General features: G+C 52.9%; 9 protein-coding genes. 2 read left to right on the top strand and 7 right to left on the bottom strand.

What is annotated here, in order from left to right; all coding sequences use genetic code 11:
• Nucleotides 1-202 precede the first annotated feature (202 nt).
• The 4 genes from B036_RS0125500 to B036_RS0125485 all read right to left on the bottom strand — a co-directional run bounded on the left by B036_RS0125500 (nt 203) and on the right by B036_RS0125485 (nt 6655).
• Nucleotides 203-1357 (bottom strand): alpha-hydroxy acid oxidase, encoded by a 1155-nt coding sequence (locus B036_RS0125500; protein WP_020571573.1) that lies wholly within the window; start codon nt 1355-1357, stop codon nt 203-205.
• 115 nt (nt 1358-1472) lie between these two features.
• A complete protein-coding gene (locus tag B036_RS0125495) occupies nt 1473-2858 on the bottom strand; it encodes an FGGY-family carbohydrate kinase (RefSeq protein ID WP_020571572.1) in 1386 nt (461 codons plus the stop codon).
• A gap of 188 nt (nt 2859-3046) precedes the next feature.
• Nucleotides 3047-4327, bottom strand: a complete 1281-nt coding sequence (locus B036_RS0125490; RefSeq protein WP_020571571.1) for a sugar isomerase — start codon at nt 4325-4327, stop codon at nt 3047-3049.
• Between the two features lie 219 nt (nt 4328-4546).
• On the bottom strand, nt 4547-6655 hold the full coding sequence (locus B036_RS0125485; RefSeq protein WP_020571570.1) for a bifunctional rhamnulose-1-phosphate aldolase/short-chain dehydrogenase: 2109 nt from the start codon (nt 6653-6655) through the stop codon (nt 4547-4549).
• Between the two features lie 275 nt (nt 6656-6930).
• On the opposite strand from B036_RS0125485, the gene B036_RS0125480 reads away from it, so the two are divergent.
• Together B036_RS0125480 and B036_RS0125475 are read left to right on the top strand one after the other, a co-directional pair.
• Nucleotides 6931-7977 carry a GntR family transcriptional regulator gene (locus B036_RS0125480; protein WP_020571569.1) on the top strand — a complete coding sequence of 349 codons (1047 nt, stop codon included), beginning with the start codon at nt 6931-6933 and terminating at the stop codon, nt 7975-7977.
• Nucleotides 7978-8101: 124 nt separating this feature from the next.
• Nucleotides 8102-9781, top strand: coding sequence for a sulfatase (locus B036_RS0125475; RefSeq protein WP_020571568.1), 1680 nt, complete (start codon nt 8102-8104; stop codon nt 9779-9781).
• Between the two features lie 137 nt (nt 9782-9918).
• Here the strand turns inward: B036_RS0125475 and B036_RS0125470 are convergent, their stop codons facing one another.
• The 3 genes from B036_RS0125470 to B036_RS0125460 form a co-directional block, all read right to left on the bottom strand.
• On the bottom strand, nt 9919-11424 hold the full coding sequence (locus B036_RS0125470) for a sulfatase-like hydrolase/transferase (RefSeq protein WP_083926327.1): 1506 nt from the start codon (nt 11422-11424) through the stop codon (nt 9919-9921).
• A 205-nt stretch (nt 11425-11629) separates the two neighbouring features.
• Nucleotides 11630-13138, bottom strand: coding sequence for a RagB/SusD family nutrient uptake outer membrane protein (locus tag B036_RS0125465; RefSeq protein WP_020571566.1), 1509 nt, complete (start codon nt 13136-13138; stop codon nt 11630-11632).
• Nucleotides 13139-13213: 75 nt separating this feature from the next.
• Nucleotides 13214-16279, bottom strand: coding sequence for a SusC/RagA family TonB-linked outer membrane protein (locus B036_RS0125460; RefSeq protein ID WP_020571565.1), 3066 nt, complete (start codon nt 16277-16279; stop codon nt 13214-13216).
• Between the last annotated feature and the right edge of the window lie 181 nt (nt 16280-16460).

Genomic DNA, 16460 nt, shown 5'->3' with positions numbered 1-16460 from the left:
TCATTTCGCTACGCTCATTCGCCTTAGGCAAGCAGGCATCGCGAGTAGTGTTTTTAGTGAGTTGGTGAAGGGGATGAGTCATTGAGTTGGCGAGTCACTGAGTGGCTACCGCAAGGACCGTTCGCAGTGCTTCGCTTGCTCACCTAAGGCGAAGCGAAGAGCGTGGCGCTTGCGGTAGCTATCCTCCCATTCCATCACTCCATCATTCACGACTAATGAGATGACTAGGAAGGTCTTCCACCCGCTCGCAGCAAAGTTGTTCCATTACCTGCTGCAATTGCATTTTCAGCATGGCGATGGTGTGGTTACCTCCCTTGTCTCCCAGTGCGGCGGTACCATACATGAAGGAGCGCCCCATCCAGGTGAACTTTGCTCCGCTGGCCATGGACCGGGCGATGTCGGGTCCGGTGCGCAGGCCGCTGTCCTGCATCACGACGATCTGGTCACCGTATTTCTTTGCGATACGCTGGAGGGGGTGAATGCTGGCTTCGCCAGCATCGAGTTGGCGACCACCGTGGTTGCTGACGATGATGCCGTCTAAGCCTAACCGGATAGCCTCCGCTGCGTCCGCTTCATTAGCGACGCCTTTCAGGACGATCTTGCCCTTCCACCGTTCCCGGATCCGTTCAATCTTCGCGGCGTTCAGCCGGCCGGTGAACGTCTGGTCCATAAACTTACCGAGCTGCTGCATGTCCAGACCTTTGGGCATGTAAGGTGTCAGGTTAGCAAACTCCGGTTGTCCGTTGAAGAGGGTTCGTAAAGCCCAGTTCGGCTTGCCGAAGATCTGGATGAAGTTGCGGATCGACATCTTAGGCGGCATGGCCAGGCCGTTACGGATATCGTTGGGGCGGAAGCCGAAGGTGGGCACGTCACAAAGGATAACCAGTACCGGTACGCCGGCGTTATGCGCCCGTTTGAGCAGGTCATCCGTCAGGTCATTTTCCGTAGGGTGGTACAATTGAAACCAGGCTTTACCGTCAGTAATTTTGCCCACCGTTTCGATGTCGCTGGTGGCCACAGTGCTGAGGCAAAACGGAATATTATGCTTCATAGCAGCTTTCGCCAGTATCTCCGTTGCATTGGGCCAGATAAGCCCCTGGAGCCCGATGGGAGAGATGCCCACCGGCGCATCGTACTCAATACCGAACAATTCCGTTTTCAACGAAGCACCGTTAAAATCCCGGAGGTAGTGGGGCAGCAATTGTACTTCCCGCAGATCAGCCGTATTGCGGTGCAGGTTGATGTTTTCGTTGCACCCCCCATCAAGGTATTCGAAGGCAAAGCGGGGAATCCGCCTGATCGCTTTTTTGCGCAGGTCGTCGATGGATGGGTAAGCAGGTATAAAGTCGTTAGACATATTTTTTGGTTGTGTTGGTGGCCTTGAGGGGCTGTTGGTAAGACTTGGGTATTTTGTAAATATGTAGAAGTACGACAAACAGAACGCAAACCCATAAATACAACTAAGCCTTGGCTCAGGAGGAGCTTGCCTCACCGACGATGAAGGGTTGGTGCTTACGCAGACCGTAGTTTTCCTTAAGAAACTTGGAATTAAGCGTCTTGTCGGAAATAGCAATGGCCGCGCCCAGCGCGGAGCCCAGCGACGAGTCCGTTGTCCGCACCTTAAGCTCCCGGAACCGATGCGCCAGCAGCTTTACGTACACCTCGTTGTCGGTGAACCCGCCGTCAATAAACAATTTTTTTACGGTACGGTCCCCCAGTGCGGCCCGGATATTGGCCGCCTGCAGGGACACTAATTCTATCATCAGCTGGTGGTAGGCCTGGGCATAGGTCCAGTCTGCCGGCAAGCTGGTCGTTGACCTGCCGGTCGTCGGTAGTTCCTGAAATGCAAAGCGCGGGGAGAAATGTTCCTTTAATTCATCGTAGATGGTTCGATCAAAGCTAACGGTCGTATGGTGATCGGGCCCTACTCCGAAGGTTTCCGAAAGTTGACTAGTCTGGATCTTATATTCTTCCCCAAGGAAAAGCCGTGCCGCTTTCACTGGCTTACCGTCGATCCGCATATAATTGATGCAACTGCTTTCTAAATCTTCGGATTTTAAGGTGCCGGTGGCAAAGGGGTTTAGCGTTACACTCCAGGTCCCCGTAGAGACCAGCACGAAGGTCTTGCGCTCACTCCTGATGTACGGCAGCAAGGCGGCGGAACTATCATGAATGCCCACGCCAACTTTAATTCGCTTACCGTTATAATTCATATTGATACTCGTCTCGGTAGAAACGATGGGTGGGAGAACCCGGTGGATCCCTTCGGCATAAACCCAATCGTGGTAATCCTTCTTCGGATAATCCCACAGTGCCGTGTGGCAGCCAATACTGGTATATTCGCTGATCGGGATACCGGTAAAAACATAGCTCAGAAACTGGGGCAAATGCAGGGAATATTTGATCCGGGCAAAGACTTCCGGTTTCGTATGCTTTAGCCAGTAGAGTTGCAATCCGGAGTTGAGCATTCCGGACCGGTCAGAACCGGTGGCCAGCGTGAAGGCTTCTTCCGGCCCGTATTGGTCGTAGAACTGGTCGAGCAATTGCTCGTCCAGCGGCTTATTGTAATTGTACAACGGGGTCAACACCTTTCCATCCTCATCCAGATGGACAAAGCTGGCCCCGTAAGTGGAGAAGTTGATGGCTCTTACGTCGTACTTTTCACTCTCCAGTATCCGGTCAAAGACCTCCCGCAACCACCTTCGCAAAGCCTGAATGTTCTCTGTAGGAAAACGGTCCTCATCTTCGATCATTTCGAAAGAAGTATACTCCCGGTGGACTTCGCGAAAGGCGTCGTCGAATAGGAAGAACTTTTTGTTCGTTCTGCCGATGTCGAAGATGGCGGTTACTGGTTTCATAGTTGCAGTTGTTGCAGGGTTCGCTTCGCTCACGTTGCAGGGGTTGCAGGGTCGCTTACGCTCCGGTTACAGGGTTACAGTTGGTACAGGATTTGCTTCGCTCGTGTTGCAGGGGCATTTCGATATTTAAGGGCTGTAACCCCTGCAACAGGAGCGAAGCGACCCTGCAACAAGTAGGCGCGCAGCGCCTACAGGCCCGTAGCCACCGTATGTTTTCCCCGTTCCCCAATCAGCGCCTCCCGCACGCCCATACTCCGGTAGGCACCCAATGGGTCGAGTGCACCGCCGTTCTCAATTCGGGCGCGCTGCAGTAGCGGCCGAACGTCAGTCCGGTAAGCGGCCTGGAGGATTTCCTGGCACTTTACCACGTCATGGCTGAGTTGAGCGGCTTTCAGGGCTTCCTGATCCACGAGCAATGCTTTGGCGTGTGCTTCCTGGATGGCCTCCAGGCTTTGGAGCAGATCTTCCAGGGGATCTTTGATGTTGTGGCTGGCGTCGATCATCCAGGCCAGTTCCGGGTTTTGGGGATTATTGGCCATGCCGTACACCAGTTCGTTGAAGATTAGGAACAGGGCGTAGGGCTTGATGCTACCTACAGTCAGGTCATCGTCGCCGTACTTACTATCGTTGAAGTGGAAACCGCCGAGTTTACCTTTAGACATCAGGGTGGCGACCACCTGTTCAATATTGCTGTTGGGCAGGTGGTGGCCCAGGTCGACCAAAGTAAAAGCACGGTCGCCGCAGGCATTTGCCAACATGAACGACGTGCCCCAGTCCATAATTACGGTACTGTAAAAATTTGGTTCGTACGGTTTGTACTCGATGAACAGGCTCCAGTCGGCAGGCATTCCGGCGTAGATCTCTTTGACGCTTTTTTCCGTTTGCGCCAGGGCTTGCTGAAAAGACCGCTGGCCGGGAAAGCTGGTACCGTCAGCCAGCCAGACCGTCAGGCTTTTGGATCCCAGCTTTTCACCGATTCCGATCACCTCCAGGTTATGCTGTACTGCCTGGGCGCGGATGGCTTCGTCGGTGTTACAGAGGGAACCGTGCTTGTAACTGTGTTTTGCGCCGGGTTGGTCCTGAAAGGTATTGGAGTTAATGGCGTCAAAAACCAGGTTGTTGGCTTTGGCCAGTTCCTTTACTGCGGCGTAATCCGTAGGGGTGTCCCAGGGGATGTGCAGGGAAACGGCACCGGCCGTTTGGGTAAGAGCGTGCAGGATACCCACATCGCCGATTTTTTGCTCGAGGTTTCCCGGCTCACCGTGGAAAGAGAAACGACCGAAGCGTGTACCACCGGCACCGAGGGCCCAACTGGGAACGGCGACCTGAAAGGCAGCGAGGCGCTTCAGGATGGTGTTTACATCGACACCTTCCCGGGTTAGATTATTCGCCAGAAAGTCGAAATGTTCGTCGTGGCGAGCACGCCCCTGCTGGTTGACCTTTTGTAATTGGTCTTTGTTGATCTGCATGATTCGAGAGGTCAAGGATAAGAGAAAAAGAAGGAAAAGCTGGGCGCGGACGCAGGTGCAATGGTGGGGGCAGGCGAGGGCACTCCGGTGCCCGTTCCTGCCGAAAGTTTGCTAATGGCCAGTTGTGTGCCTTTGCTAAACAACCTCCCTTGCGCCTGCGGCCCCGCCCAAGAAACGGGTATTAAAAAATGGGCACTGAAGTGCCCTCGCCAGAGAAAATTACCGAACAAAAGCCGTAGCCATTCCACCGTCCACATTGATGATGTTACCCGTCGTCTTGGTCAGTATGCCAACGCAGGCAAATACGCCATCGGCGATGTCTGCTGGCCGGATGATTTCGTTGAGCAGATTCCGCTTTGCGTAGTGCGCCGGCAGTTCCTCCACGGTGATGCCGTAGGCTTTAGCACGGCCTTCGGCCCATTTGCCTTCCCAGATTTTGGAACCGATGATGACGCCGTCGGGGTTAACGGTATTTACCCGAATATGGTCCTTGCCAAGTTCTGCGGCAAGCAGCCGGGCCATGTGTTGCTGGGCAGCTTTGGCGGTACCGTAGCCGACATTATTTGGCCCGGAAACCAGGCCGTTTTTACTGGCGATGCTGATGAAGTCACCACCAGTCCCTTGGTCGCGCATTACCCGGACGGACTCCTGGGCAAGCAGGAACTGCCCCTTAACGAGAACGTTCTGCAGGATGTCCCAATCCTTTTGCGTGTGCTCTTCGAGTGGCTTGGAGATCGCAAGCCCGGCGCTGTGTACAACAATATCTACACCACCGAACTGTAGGCTCGCTGCATCAAATGCCTGCTCAATAGAGGCGGCATCCGTCACGTCGCAAACAGCGTAGGTGGACTGGTCGCGGCCATAAGTTTCATCCGCTTCTTTCAGCGCATCTGCGTTGATGTCGGAAAGAACAACCACTGCACCTTCGGCAACCAGTTTATCGGCAATCGCTTTACCGATTCCGCCACCGGCACCGGTCACCAGGGCCACTTTTCGGCTGAGCGGCTGCTCGGCTGGCATCCGTTGGAGTTTAGCTTCTTCGAGCAACCAGTACTCAATGTCAAAAGCTTCCTGCCGCGGCAGGGCGGTGTATTCGGTAATCGCCTCGGCCCCGCGCATCACGTTGATGGCGTTGATGTAGAATTCGGAGGCTACGCGGCTTGTCTGTTTGTTTTTGGCAAAGCTGAACAGGCCAACACCAGGATACAGAATGATGACCGGATTGGGGTCACGTACGGCGGGACTGTTGTCCCGCTTATGATCGTCGTAATATTTTTGGTACCCTTTGCGGTAGTCGCCGAAGGCACCTTCGAGCTTGGCCAGGATGGCATCGCGATCGCTAAGGTCCTCCTTCGGATCGAGGTCGAGTACGAGGGGTTGGATTTTAGTGCGCAGAAAGTGATCAGGGCAAGAGGTCCCCATCGGCGCGAGGCGGTCAATGTCTTTGGAGTTGATGAACTGGAGCACTACGTCGGTATCCTGAAAGGTGCCGACCTGCCGGGCTTCGCTACTGGTGAGGCCACGTAATAGTGGCATCAGTTTTGCCGCCTGGGCCAGGCGGGCTTCGGGAGCCAGGCTCTTTACCCGTTGGCCGCCAAAGACTTTATCGCCCTGGGCTTTGACCCGATCTTCGATATACTGACTGGCCATTTCGATGACTTCCAGGCTGTTGATGTAAGATTCGTAGCTGGTGTCTCCCCAGGTGAACAGGCCGTGGCTACCTAATACGATGCCCCGGATGCCGGGGTTATTGGCCAGGCACTTTTCGAGCTGCAGGCCGAGGTCGAAACCAGGACGTTGCCATGGCACCCAGCCCATAGTATCTCCCCAAATCTCTTTGGTTACCTTCTCGCTGTCTTTAGCGGCGGCTACTGCGATGAGGGCATCGGGGTGGAGGTGATCGATGTGCTTGAATGGGAGCAGGCCGTGCAGCGGTGTGTCGATGGAGGGCGCTTTGGAGTCCAGGTCGTAAATACAATGATTGAAGAGGCCGACCATGCGGTCTTCATCTTCGAGGCCTCCGTAGACTTTCTTGAGATCGCGCAGGCGATCGGTGTACAGGCCGGCGATGCCCGAGCGGGTGAGGGTGCCAATGTCTCCGCCTGACCCTTTGACCCACATTACTTCTACTTCCTTACCGGTAAGGGGATCTTTTTCGATGGTCTTACAACTAGTATTGCCGCCTCCGTAGTTGGTGATGCGGAGGTCCGCACCCAGAATATTGGAACGATAGAGGAAAAGAGCTACCTGATCGTCGCCAAGGCTGGCGGCCTTGGATTCGTCCCAGAGATAATCTACGTGTTTGAATTGGGTTATAGCTGTTGCCATGGTCGCAGTTTGTTTTTTGATTATAACGCTAAGTTAGTTTGAGGCCTATTCGGGGCCGTCCTGTACTGTACCGTTCGCCTTTGTGTGTCCAGGCTCCACTATTGGTCACACCCTACCGGTGCAGGATGCGTTACTTTAGCGCATAGCTTTACTTCACCACCCGGGCGCCGTAAATGGTCTCAGACCAGCCATTAACTGGTCTTATACGATGCTTCCATATTGTTTCATCGTAAGCCCCGCTGTATTGCTGACAACAAATAAAGCCAAATTTCTTTATGCAAATACTCGAACACATAACTATTAATGAAAACTCCCGTATTCCCAAATACAGACAAATTGTAGAATCAATTATCGACAATATTTCTTCCGGCAAATTAAAGGTGGATGAAAAAATTCCTTCCATCAATATGCTCAGCGAAGAATTTGACCTCTCCCGCGACACGGTGGAAAAAGCTTATAAAATCCTGAAAGAGCGAAACATCATTACCTCCGTGATGGGCAAGGGATATTATGTGACCCGAACGTCCTTAATTTCCCAGGTCAATGTGTTGTTTTTAGTGAATAAGCTGAGTAATTACAAGATGAGGATATACAACTCCTTCATCCAGGAGTTGCAGGGAAGTTCCCATACGGACCTGCACATTTATCACTGCGACGAGACGCTGTTTCTCAACCTGCTCAAGAAAAACCTTAAGACATATGACTACTTCGTCATCATGCCACATTTCAAAACTTCAGCCCTGCGCCACGTAAGTTTCACCGATGATGTAGTGGAAACCCTTAACAAAATACCGAAGCATAAACTGTTGATCCTCGACAATAACCTGACGGGGCTAACGGGTGAATTCTCCATCGTTTATCAGGATTTTGAGAACGACATCTATAAGGCACTGACGGATGGCCTGGAAAAGATCCGTAAGTATAAAAAGATTTTCCTGGTGTATCCGGAGCGGTCCATCTACCCTTATCCCCGACGGATCATGCATGGCTTCCGAAAGTTCTGCGTAAAATTTAAGATGGATTTCGAAGTTATTCACGAAGTCTACGAAGACATTATTCTTGAATCCGGAGATCTTTTTGTCACCATTGCCGAAAACGACCTCGTCAACCTGGTTAAACAAATCAGGGATGATGGAATGGAAATGGGGCAAGACATCGGGGTGATTTCTTACAATGAAACCCCGCTGAAAGATTTACTCGGCATTACCGTAATCTCCACTGATTTTGACCAAATGGGACGGACAGCGGCGGAGGTCATGCTCAGTAAAGAGATCAAGAAAGTGCAGAATCCCTTTCGGTTTATTGATCGGTCTTCGGTGTAGCGGGCTGGCTGGCTTCAGGTTGCTAAGACTGAGTGACCAATATCTTAGGCTCAGGCGATAATTTTGTTACTATACGGTACAGTACGGGATGCGCGAACGCAGGAACAAGGTTTAGTTTTAGGGCATGACCAAGTACTTCTTTCCCTGCTTTTTATCGCTTTTGCTTGCCTCCTGCGGCCCCGCCTCATCAACCAGTGAGTCAGATGGTCAAAACATCAAGCAGCCCAACATCATCTTCATCCTTGCCGACGATTTCGGCATTATGGACACCGAAGGCTACGCCCGGTATTTCAGTGGCGTCGAAGCTGAAAGCATCTATTACGAAACGCCCCATTTAAACCGGCTCATGCGGGAAGGGACATCCTTTTCACAGGCCTATGCCACGCAACTTTGCTCCCCCACCCGAGCGGGAATACTCAGCGGGAAATTTGCGCCACGAACCGGCTTCATGACCGCTATGCCCCTGCGGGAGACTTATTACAACCAAGCGCTGCCCGTACCCGAAGGCCACTTTTCCCACGACGTGCTCGACCACCGCGATAATATTCTCATCGAGCGTGCATGGGACAATAGCACCTCCAACTCCGCCCTGCCCACTGGTGCGCCAGATGACAATGGGCAGGATATTCTCAGTATTGCCGAGGCAATGCCCGGCCATCATTCTGCCTTCATTGGTAAATGGCACATCGGCGGCTTCGGCGCCGCCGGCCACCAACCGGCAGACCATGGCTTCGAGCCCCTCGCCTGGTTCGACGGCGGAGGATCAGCTTACTACAACTGGCGCAAGGGCTGGAACCAGAAAAGCAAAGCCCGGTTCCCGGATATGCCACAACCGGCCTGGGCCATTGGTGACGCCGGTGACTCCACTGGCCAGGCCTACCTCACTGATGACCTGACGGTGCAGGCCCTTGACTACCTAGACGACAGGGCCAACAAGCCAGAAGAGCCGTTCTTTCTTTATTTCTCTCACTTCGCCGTGCACTCCCCCTACCAGGGAAAAGCTGAAGAAGTAGCCCATTTCGAAACTAAGCCTGCCAGAGGCTGGAACGGCCACAATGACCCGGTGTACGCCTCCATGATCAAGAGCCTGGATCGTTCCGTGGGCCAATTGATGGAAAAGCTAAAAGCTACGGGGCTGGAGGAAAATACGCTCGTCGTTTTCATGTCGGACAATGGCGGCATTGACCGCAAAATCACTCCAAAAGGAGATGGGACCGACAACGCGCCTTTCCTGGGCGGCAAGGCCTGCCTGACGGAGGGTGGCATCCGGGTCCCCCTAATCGTCTGGTGGAAAAACCGCGTCGCCAGTGGAAAATGGGTAAACACCCCGGTGGACTACACCGACCTCTACCCCACCCTCGTCGCAATGGCCGGCTATGATGCCGAAGCCCTGATTAAAAGCGAGGACCTCGATGGCCGAAGTTTCCTCCCGCTACTTCAGGAGACGACGCAGAAAACTTACGCCAAAGACACCCGCTACTGGCATTACCCCTTCAACGTCATCTACAACAGCCCCTACGATGGCTATCCGCTCACCCCTCACTCCGCCATCAGGGAAGGAAACATGAAGCTGATCTTTGACTGGCACGGACGGCTACACCTGTATGACCTGGTAAAAGACCCGTACGAGCTTAACGATCTTGCGCAGACTAAGCCCGAACTCCGGCAAGCCTTGTTCGACAAACTATTGGTATGGCTCGAAGAAAACGTGGACAAGCGGTACTGGCCGGTGTTGAACCCGGATTACAATGCCGATGAGGAGGTTCGGGGCCAGGCCTTTCACAACCTCACCGCTACGCGTTAGGTCGCCCTCGAAGCGTCCACCGGGACCTTTGAAAAGGGCTGTCTCTTAGGTACTGACAAGATTGCCCTACCTCGGATGCTAACAAGGCCGCCACACGCGCCGGACGCTCAAAGGTCGCTACGCATGCTTCGTCCAAACTACTCTTCAGCAAATAACTCAAAGGGGCTCTTCTCATAATTATACATCCAGGTTTCCTCCGGCCGGATACGGAGAAAATCTTCCATTCCCCAGAACTGGTCGTTGTACTTTTCCATCCAGGCGAAGGTCTTACCGCGTAGTTCTTCTTTAACCTCAGCGTAAGCAGGGTCGTGGAAGAGGTTGTTGAGCTGAGCCGGATCCTTTGCCCGGTCGAAGAGGACGTTGGTGATTTCAAGGGAATCAACGCCTTTACCCATACTGAAAGTCCAGTCGGGGGTGATGACTCCGCGCCAGTTGTGGTTCCTGGCTACGCCGCGCTTATACAGCCAAATCGGAAGAACATCCACTGCATCCTGCGTCCCCGCCTGAATCTCTTCCGAAAGGTCCATTCCGTCGTATTGCTGTTCCGATTCCACGCCCATCAGCCCCAATACCGTCGGCATGATATCAAGGGCGCCAAAGAGCAAATCCGTTGTCTGACCAGGCTTGAGTTTGGCTGGGTAACGCACAATGAAGGGAATGCGGTTCGAGTAATCGTGAGGATACTGCTTGGGCAAAATCGCATGATGGCTTTCCAGCATATCGCCGTGGTCTGCACTGAACAAAGCCAGGGTATTCTCGTCCATTCCTTTCTCCTTTAACTTGTCCATCAGCCGGCCGAAAGACATATCCACACCACTGGTAGAGGCCATGTAACCATGGTACATATGCAGTCGGTCGGCGGTCCGCTCCACGCCGGGGCGTAGTTGGATCGAATCCCGGTCATACAGGGCCATCATCTTCTCGTCGGTGTCATAACGGTAGTGCATTTTGCCATCTTCTCCTTTGAATTTCCCCCAGTCGTGGGGCGGGTGCCAGGAGACGACGAGGGCGAATGGCTTACTTTGATCGATGGTGTCCAGGTACGCTAGTGCCTGGTCGGTCTGGCCGTAGATTTCCCACTGGTCGAAGTATTCTTTTTCGTCGTTCTTATTCCAGAAAAAGGCCTTACCCGGACGGAAATCGACGTGGCAGTTATTGGTCACCACGTGGTCAAAACCATACCGAAGTTCTCCCCGGGGCACTGGCCGGTTGCGTTCCCCACCCAGTAGGTGCCACTTACCGATATAGGCGGTTTGATAGCCTTTCTCTTTGAGTACTTGCGCCAGTAATTTCGTCTTATTGGGCAATAGCGGAGCATCATTGATAAAGGCACCGTTCTTCAGTGGGTGCATCCCGCTCATGATCATTCCCCGGTAAGGCGTGCAAACGGGTTGGTTGGTAAAGGCGTGCGTAAACCGTACTCCCTCGGCGGCGAATTGGTCCAGATTCGGGGTGATGATCTGGTCGTTTCCATAGCTGCCCAGCATATCGTAGCTGTGCTGATCAGACAAGACAATCAGCAGGTTCGGAGGCCGCTCCGCCCCATCGACTAGCGGACCATCTGACTCATTGACTTCAGCGGCGCGGTCGCAGGTACAAAAGCAAAGACAAAGGAGTAGGGGAAGTAGACGTAGTTGTTTCATTTTACAAAAATTAAAAGGGGGAAACCAAAGATGGCCTCCCCCTGAAGATTAAAATATCGATCATACAAGGTCTTGATCAGCGGACTCCGAAGCGTTCCGGAGGAACCTTTGAGCGTCCGCTGCGGGTTATCTCAAAAGGCGCGCTTGACCGGACGCTCAAAGGTCGCTGCACGACGCTTCGAGGTCCGGTCGAGTTACCCGACAGTTAGTATCCCGGGTTCTGCGTCAGGTTCTCGTTGGTTTCCAGAACTCCCCGTGGAATCGGGTAGAGCTCCAGTTTGGAGTCGTAGGCAACGTTAAGCATTATTGCATCGGGGTTAACCGCCATAGAAGCTTCCAGATCTCCCCAACGCTGCAGGTCGAAGTACTCATGGAATTCGCCGGCGAGTTCCTTCTTACGCTCCAGTTTGATGATGGCGCGCAGCGCCGCCTGATCGTTCTCGTCTTCGTTGTCCAGCCCGGCCCGGTTCAGTACCTGGTTGAGGTAACCGCGCGCGGCACCGTCGTCACCCATTTCGTTCTCTGCTTCAGCCAGCATCAGCAACACATCGGCGTAGCGCAGGAAGATCAGGTCGTTACCGTGGCCGAAGGGGCTGAGGCTGTTGGACTGGTCCTTGAACTTTCCGATCGGAATACCATTGGGACTGCGTGGACCGCCAAACTGGAGGCCGGCGGTTGCTGCACCCGTTGGGTCGTAGGAGATTTCCTCTCCCGTTCCTACATGATTGTAGGTGTACAGAAAGGTAACATCCCGGCGCAGGTCGGTGGAATCAAAGCTGTTGTAGAGCAGCTCAGTGAAAGCCAGCTGGTACTGACCAAACGGGTGCGCGAAGGGCGTATTTGGCGCTCCCTGGAAGAAAGTCATTACCGTACCGCTGCCATTGATGTTGGAGATGTTCGGGCGGGCGAAGATGATCTCGTTATTTCCTTCGGTAGCAATGTTAAATACATTAGCAAAGTTACTTTCCAGTGCGTGAACACCGACCACTTTTTCCAGCGCCGTAATTGCGTCTGCATAGCGGGCCGTCTGTTGCAGCGGCTGACCAGCCATTTGCAAATTCACCTTACCAAGTAATGTATTGGCGGTAGCTGCGCTGGCGCGACCGAAATCTCCGGATGAGCGAGTGGCCGGCAGGTTAGTTGCGGCAAAAGTCAGGTCCTCCAGAATTACAGCATAGACTTCTTCCAGGGTAGAGCGGGGCTTTTTGACTGCTTCATCGGAAAAATCGCGGGTAGGCTCCAATTGAAGTGGTACGCCACCAAACATTCTCGCCAGGTGGAAGTAGTAGAAGGCGCGCAGGAAGCGGGCTTCTGCGATCTTAGCATCTTGCAAACTGGATTCAAGGCCAGCTTTAGGGATATTATCAATCACTTCGTTAGCCCGGTTGATGCCCTGGTAAAATTGGTTCCAAAATGAACCGTGTGGGTTAGTATCGTTGAAATCAACGGATGCCTGACGACCCTGAGCCGCCATCTTGAGGCGAACCGTCATCATTTCAGAAGGTCCGGAAGTAGTAAGGGTATACCAAAGGTCATTTACACCGGGAAAAAAGAGTGTTTGGTAAACACCCAGAAGGGCCTTATCAACGTCACTCTCGTCCTGATAAATGTTTTCTACACCGATGAAGGTGAAGGGTACTTCGTCGAGGGTCTCACAGGCGGTGAACCCGGTCGCCAACGCAAGTATAAAAAATGCTTTATGGTAAAATTTCATTGTTCTTTTATTTGGAATGATCACGCAATCGCGCAAAAATTGATTCCCCGTAATACAGGGCTTTTCAAGGGTTACTTAAAAGCCCATGTTGAGGCCAAAGGTGAAAGCACGCTGACGGGGGTAAACGCCGAGGTCAACACCCGGAGCCAGTGGTGACCCCAGTGCGCTTACTTCCGGATCGAAGCCCGTGTAGTCAGTGATGGTGATCAGGTTGGTTCCCGTAACGTAGAGCTGCAGCGAAGAGATTACGTTGCTGTTGAAAGGGAAGTTGTACCGGAGAGAGAGGTTCTTCAGGCGGATGTAGCTACCGTCTTCAATCATGAAATCAGCAACGGGTGCAGAGAAACTATTGATGGAAGGGAACCGGGGATCGTTGGTTGGGTTCTCCGGAGTCCAGCGGTTTTCATACCATTCAACCGTTTGGTTCTTGTAGGATTCGTTGTTGTTGAAACCGGAGTTGAGTACCGGGTGCAATGCGTTGAGCACGTCGTTACCGACCGTACCCTGGATGAACATGTTCAGACTGAAATTACCGAGGGTAAAATCGTTATTCCAACCAAAAATGAAGTCAGGGTTGGGGCTACCCATTACTTGACGGTCGAGGCCGTTGATAACGCCATCAGGAACACCCTCTGGGCCGCTGAGGTCTTTGAACTTCCAATGGCCAAGCGTACGGTCGTTGTTGAGGGCTGGCAGCTGTTCGCCGGAAGCCATAGCGGCATCAAGGTCAGCTTGCTGAATAAGTCCATCGGAGATCAATCCAAAAAACTGGCCAAATTCCTGACCTACGCGGTATACGTGGGCGTTGCCGCCAAAGTTAGCCGCAATGCCGGGGCCAAAGATCTCACCGTCGCCGCCGAGGTCAAGGACCGTCGTTTCGTAAGTAGTGAAATTCACACCAGTACTCCAGGAGAAAGAAGGCTTATCAACCACCGTAGCGTTGATGCCCAGCTCGATACCCTTGTTCTCGATACTACCGAAGTTAGTGATCGCACCGCCAAAGCCAGACTGGGGAGGGAGGGCGATGTTGGCCAGCAGGTCAACTGTTGTCTTCACGAAGTAGTCCGCGATGAACTCAAGGCGGTTGTTCCACAGACCAAGATCTACGCCTACGTTAAACTGACGCGTGGTCTCCCAGCGCAGATCGGGAGCTTCGACACTAGTGGGAATAAAGCCAAGTGACGGGCTATTGCCAATCGGGTACTGAGTTGTCCCGTAACGGGCAAGCGAGCGGTAGGGCGGAATGGACTGCGTGCCCGTCTCACCAAATGATGCACGTAATTTCAGGTTAGAGATGGAGTTGCTTCCTTTGAGAAAATCTTCCTCAGACACACGCCAGCCGATGGCAGCAGAGGGAAAGTAGCCCCACTTTTCGTTGGCCGCAAAGCGCGATGATCCGTCCGCACGAGCGGTGAAAGTCAGCAGGTACTTGCCCTTGTATCCGTAATTGAAACGGGCAAAGCCAGACTGGAGTACGGAAAGGCTCCGGCCGGTACCAATATTGTTCAGACCGGTACCAATCCCGACGTTATCCAGACCGAGAATCTCAAGTTCGAAGTTTGTAATATTCGTAGCGGAGGAGTAAGCATTGAACTCACTGTACTCCAGGCCGAGGGTAGCGCCAAGTGTGTGGTCGCTGCCAAAAGTTTTGTTGTAGTTAAGGTAGTTACTAACGATGTAGTCGTAACCGCGACCCGTATTGGAGGTAGCGCTACCAACGGTATTAATGCCAGGGCCTACCGTGGAGGGGTAAAACAGTTCGCGAAGACCAAGACGGAAGTTCGCACCACCGTTGAACACGTAGGACAGGTCATCAGTGATCTTTACCGTAATCTTAGCATTACTAAGCAGGTCCGTATTGAAGTTGCGATCTTCTTTGGCCGTAACCTCAAGGTATGGGTTATAAAATTGCTCGTTCTCGCCGGTTTCACCAGCGAAGGTCAGGCTGGGAACGATGGGTTCTGCCAACAGGGCGTTGGTGATCGGGCCGAGTGATGATGGAAACCCACCCACAGAGGATACGGAGTTTTGTCCTTCCCGGTGAGCGATGTTGAGGCCCACTTCGAAGGTAACCCGATCATTGAACGCGTCGATATCCATATTCGCCCGCACGTTTGAACGGCTGAACTTAGAGTCGATAACGATACCATTGTCAATCAGGTAATCACCGGAAACGAAAAAGCGGATATTGTCCTGACCTCCGGAGATGTTGAGGCCTACGTTGGTACGCTGGCCGGTACCGATGATCTCGTCCTGCCAATTGAATCCCTGACCGGCGAATTCGGCGGGGTTAGGGAAAGGCTCTGGATTGTTAAGGGCGGCATTAGCTTCGTTACGGTACTCGGCGTATTGTTGTCCGCTAAGCATCTCTATGTTGGTAAGAACGGTAGAAGTTGTAGTGTTAGCGTCAAATTTCACCACAGTTTTACCGTTTTTACCACGCTTGGTCGTAACGAGAATAACACCGTTGGCGCCGCGGGAACCATAAATAGCCGTAGCGGAAGCATCCTTAAGGACTTCGAGATTAGCAATGTCCTGAGGGTTGAAGGTTGGTGAACCGGCAATCGGAATTCCGTCGACAACGTAAAGAGGGCCGTTATCCGCCGACAGAGAGTTGTTGCCACGGATACGAATAGTGGAGTTGTCTCCCGGAGCTCCGCTACCGGAAGTCACCAATACACCCGCTGCACGACCCTGGAGTAGTTGGTCAACGTTATTGAAGACCGCTTTCTCAAGGTCGGCACTCTGTACTGAGGTCACCGCCCCGGTGATGTCTGACCGTTTCTGAGAACCATAACCGACCACCACAATCTCATCCAGAATTTGCGCATCCGTTGCCAATACAATGTTGATCACACTTCTGGCGCCTACCGTTTCACGAGTGGTTTCATACCCCGTATAGGTAATGGTAATCACCGCAGCAGGGCCGGAGACGGAAAGCGCAAAGTTGCCGTCAAAATCGGTAACCGTTCCCGTTGTTGTGCCCGATTCCTGTACCGTGGCACCGATCAGCGGCGTACCGTCGGCATCCTTTACGGTACCACTTACTTGTTTTTGCTGCGCCATCAGGCTTCCCGCCAACAGCAATATGCCGGATAACAGGGCGGTCCGAAGCATCAGGCTTGGGTTAAATAGTTTCATAATAGCTAGGTTAGTTTGCAGTTGACTTTAAAAGAAATCAAGGTTAACAACCCCAATTCTCCACCAATATTAGGGCGGGAACCCACCTGCCCCCGTCCTGTACCTTCCTGCAAAGACCAGGTTTCAAAAGTTTAATTTTTTATTCCCCGATAACCGGTACGGTACAGGATGGTAGTCTAAA

Source organism: Neolewinella persica DSM 23188, from assembly GCF_000373105.1.
In the GTDB taxonomy this organism is placed as follows: domain Bacteria; phylum Bacteroidota; class Bacteroidia; order Chitinophagales; family Saprospiraceae; genus Neolewinella; species Neolewinella persica.
The sequence above is the reverse complement of the archived record's forward strand: the minus strand, read 5'-3'. Positions and strand labels throughout refer to the sequence as shown.